This window comes from Kitasatospora sp. NPDC059747 (assembly GCF_042732955.1).
In the GTDB taxonomy this organism is placed as follows: Bacteria; Actinomycetota; Actinomycetes; order Streptomycetales; family Streptomycetaceae; genus Kitasatospora.
Genome location: NZ_JBHWGV010000023.1, coordinates 26,338 through 30,304 on the forward strand (window position 1 = coordinate 26,338; position 3,967 = coordinate 30,304).

A 3,967-nucleotide genomic window follows, 5' to 3' on the forward strand; every position below is an offset into this window, starting at 1 on the left:
GCCACCCACCCGCACCGCCCGCCCCCTTCCCACCGGCACCAGGAGGGACGCACAGCCATGTCCGTACCCGGTACCCCGCCCCCGCCCGCCGCGCTCGCCGGCGGCGCGTGGGGCGACGCGGCGATCAAGTTCGGCAACACCTTCGGCGCGGTCGCGGGCTTCCTCGGGATCCTGCTGCTGGTCTTCCTCGCGGCGGCCCGGGCCCGGGGCCGCCTGGCCCGGCCGCTGGCCGTCGCGGTGTTCCTCGGCCCGGCCGTGCTGCTGCTCCTGGTCGGCCTGGTCGCACCGCTGCTGCGCACGGTCTACCTGAGCTTCTTCGGCGACGACAGCTCCCACTTCGTCGGCGGCGAGAACTTCGGCTGGGCGTTCACCACCGACTCCGTCCGGCACGTGCTGGTCAACACCGCGCTGTGGCTGGTGATCGCGCCGCTGGCGGCGACCGGCCTCGGTCTGGTGCTGGCGCTGCTGGTGGACCGGATGCGCGGTCAGGCGGTCTACAAGTCGCTGATCTTCATGCCGATGGCGATCTCGCTGGTCGGCGCGTCGATCATCTTCAAGTTCGTCTACGAGTCGCGCGGCCCCGGCCAGTCGCAGATCGGCCTGCTCAGCCAACTGGCTGTGGCGCTCGGCCGGCACGACCCGCCGAACTGGATGCTCGACCAGCCGCTGAACACCTTCCTGCTGATGGTGGTCATGGTCTGGGTGCAGACGGGCTTCGCGATGGTGGTGCTGTCGGCGGCGATCAAGGCGATCCCGGACGAGATCACCGAGGCGGCCCGGCTGGACGGTGCCGGCGGGCTGCGGCTGTTCTGGTACGTCACCGTGCCGATGATCCGCACGACGGTCGTGGTCGTGCTGACCACCGTCATGATCACCACGCTGAAGGCCTTCGACATCGTCCGCACCATGACGGGCGGCAACTTCGGCACCCAGGTGCTCGCGAACGAGATGTACTCGCAGTCCTTCGTGCAGTTCGACACCGGCCGGGGCAGCGCGCTCGCGGTGATCCTCTTCCTCGCGGTGCTGCCGCTGGTGGCCTACAACATCGTCCAGCTGCGGAAGGAGCGTGGGGTGCGATGAACGGTGGTTCCCGGGGCCCGGTGCGCAAGGCGTTCAGCAGTCCGCTTGCCTCGGTGTTCGTCATCGCGGTGACGGTGCTGTGGACGATCCCCACGCTGGGCCTGCTGGTGACGTCGCTGCGGCCCAAACAGGACGTCACGGCGGACGGCTGGTGGAACGCCCTCCTGCACCCGGACCTCGGCCTCGGCAACTACCACACCGTGCTGTTCGAGGGCGGTTCCGGCGTCTCGACCGGCCTGATGCCGTTCCTGGTCAACTCGCTGGCGATCAGCGTCCCGGCGACGGTCTTCCCGCTGGTGCTGGCGGCCATGGCGGCGTACGGGCTGGCGTGGGTGCGGTTCCGGGGCAGCGACGTGGTGTTCTTCGTGGTGTTCGCGCTCCAGGTGGTGCCGATCCAGATGGCGCTGATCCCGCTGCTGCGGCTGTTCTCGGGCGGCGCGCACCTGGGCTCGCTGACGCTGATCCCGGCGGTGGACCTGAAGGGCAGCTACGCGCCGGTCTGGCTGGCGCACACCATGTTCGCGCTGCCGCTGGCGGTGTTCCTGCTGCACAACTTCATCGCGCAGTTGCCGCGGGACCTGATGGAGGCGGCGGTGGTGGACGGCGCCTCGCACTTCAAGATCTTCCGGTCGATCGTGCTGCCGCTGTGCACGCCGGCGCTGGCCTCGTTCGCGATCTTCCAGTTCCTGTGGGTCTGGAACGACCTGCTGGTGGCGCTGACGTTCGCGGGCGGCACGCCGGAGGTGGCGCCGATGACCGTGCGGCTGGCGCAGTTGTCCGGGTCGTTCGGCGGGCGCTGGGAGCTGCTGACGGCGGGGGCGTTCCTGTCGATCGTCGTCCCGCTGATCGTCTTCTTCAGCCTCCAGCGGTACTTCGTCCGAGGGCTGCTGGCGGGGTCGGTGAAGGGGTAGCCGGGGAACCGGTCTGGTCGGGGGCGGGGGAGGTCGGGGGAGGCCGGGTGGTCGGGACCGGCTGGGACCAGCTGGGACCGGCCGGGGCAGGTCAGGGTGAACTGAACACGTTCAGATCAAACTTTTGAACTTGTTCAGAATGCTCTACAGTCGGCTGCGGCGGCAACGCCGAGCGCGTCTGCCGGCGGGCTGCCCGGAGGGCGGCTCCCGCCTGCCCACCGACCACTTGAGGGGGACTCATGTCCGCGCTGTCCAGCCCCGCCCCGGCCGATCCGCCGCCCGCCGGGGCCGCCTGGGGGCCGGGCCGGCCCGCCCCGAAGACGTTCTCGTGGCTGCGGCCCAGCGACCCCGACGGCAAGGCCGCCGCCACACCGCAGGTGCTCGTCGCGGCGCTGCTCACCGGTCTCCTGACGGCCTGGCTGCTGGGCGACGGCATCGGCGTCGGGCTGACGGTCTGCGGGGTCGCCGCGGCGGTCGGCGCCGGGCTCGCCGCCCGTGGGGCGGGCCGCCGGGCCCGGCCCTGGACGGTCGCCTGGAGCGCGCTCGCGCTCGCCCTGCTCGCCGTCCCGGCCCTGTGGGAGGCCGGCTGGCCGGTGGTGATCGCGGTGGTCGGCGCGCTGGCGCTGGCCTCGCTCGCGCTGCACGGCGGCCGCCGCTGGCCGGGCGTGCTGCTCGCCCTGCCGGGCGTCCTCTGGCAGGTGGGGCCGGGCGTGCGCTGGGCCGCCGACGGCCTGGCCGGGCACCGCCTGCGCAGCCGGGGCCGGATCGTCCCGGTGCTCAAGGCGCTCGCGGTCGCCGCCGTGCTCCTCGTCGTCTTCGGCTGGCTGTTCGCCGGGGCCGATGCCGCCATGGCGGACGTCCTGGACAGCCTCAGCCCGAGGATCGACCTCGACCGGCTCCCGGTGCGCGCCGTGCTGTTCGCGGTCGGGCTGCTCACCGCGCTCGGCTTCGCGCACATCGCGGCCGGCCCGCGCCGCTGGGACCGCACGGTGGTCCGGCCCGGCCGGGCCCGCGGGCGGCTGGAGTGGGCGCTGCCGCTCGTCGCGCTCGACCTGATGTTCGGCGTCTTCGCGGTCATCCAGGCCGTGGTGGTGCTCGGGGGCGCCGACGCCGTCCTGCGGAACACCGGGATGAGCCGCTCCGAGTACGCGCGGCAGGGCTTCTGGCAGCTGTCCGTCATCACGGTGCTCACGCTCGTGGTCGTCGCCGTCGCCAAGCGCTGGGCCCCGCGCACCACGCCCGCCGACCGCCGACTGGCGCGGATCCTGCTCGGCCTGCTCTGCGTGCTCGCCCTGGCCGTCGTCGCGTCGGCGCTCGGGCGGATGTGGTTCTACGTCGACGCCTCGGGCCTCACCCGGCTCCGGCTCTGGGTGCTGGTGGTGGAGATCTGGCTGGGTGGCGTGTTCGCCCTGCTCATCGCCGCCGGGTTCACCCGTTCCGCGGGCTGGCTGCCGCGCGCCGTCGTGCTCAGCGGCGCACTCGCCGCCGTGGTCTACGGGCTGATGGGGCCGGACGCGATCGTCGCCGAGCAGAACGTCGCCCGCTACGAGCGGACCGGCCGGATCGACCTGCGCAACGTCCGGGACCTCTCGCCGGACGCCGTCCCCGCCCTCGACCGGCTGCCCGGCGCCAAGCGGACGTGCGCGCTGCAGCTGATCCGCACCGACCTGGAGAACCGGGCCCGGCCCTGGTACGCCGCCAGCCTCTCCTCGGCCCGTGCCCGGGAGATCCTCGCCGCGCGGCCCCTGGCGGACGACGGCCGCGGCGGGCGGAGCGCATGCGAGCAGGCGGGGCTGAAGATCGACGCGTACTTCTGACCCGCAGGGGTTTGGGGGGCTCGGGGTCCGGGGGTTTGGGGGCCCGCGGAACGGCGGACGGGCCCCCCCCGCCCCGGGGGGGGGCCCGCGGCCCCGACGGATACAACGGAATGGCCCCCCCGGGGTAATTACAACGCCCCCCCCGGCGATAGCACCCCC

At 73.2% G+C, this 3,967-nt stretch carries 3 protein-coding genes; all 3 read left to right on the forward strand.

All coding sequences use genetic code 11. The features are described from left to right. Positions 1-57 precede the first annotated feature (57 nt). The 3 genes from ACFV4G_RS12900 (at position 58) to ACFV4G_RS12910 (ending at position 3,808) form a co-directional block, all read left to right on the forward strand. On the forward strand, positions 58-1,080 hold the full coding sequence (locus ACFV4G_RS12900) for a carbohydrate ABC transporter permease (RefSeq protein ID WP_380439490.1): 1,023 nt from the start codon (positions 58-60) through the stop codon (positions 1,078-1,080). Beyond that, positions 1,077-1,991: a carbohydrate ABC transporter permease gene (locus ACFV4G_RS12905; RefSeq protein WP_380439492.1), complete on the forward strand. Its 915-nt coding sequence runs from the start codon at positions 1,077-1,079 to the stop codon at positions 1,989-1,991. The genes ACFV4G_RS12900 and ACFV4G_RS12905 overlap by 4 nt, the downstream gene beginning before the upstream one ends. A gap of 239 nt (positions 1,992-2,230) precedes the next feature. After that, positions 2,231-3,808 carry a DUF4153 domain-containing protein gene (locus tag ACFV4G_RS12910; protein ID WP_380439494.1) on the forward strand — a complete coding sequence of 526 codons (1,578 nt, stop codon included), beginning with the start codon at positions 2,231-2,233 and terminating at the stop codon, positions 3,806-3,808. Positions 3,809-3,967: the final 159 nt, after the last annotated feature.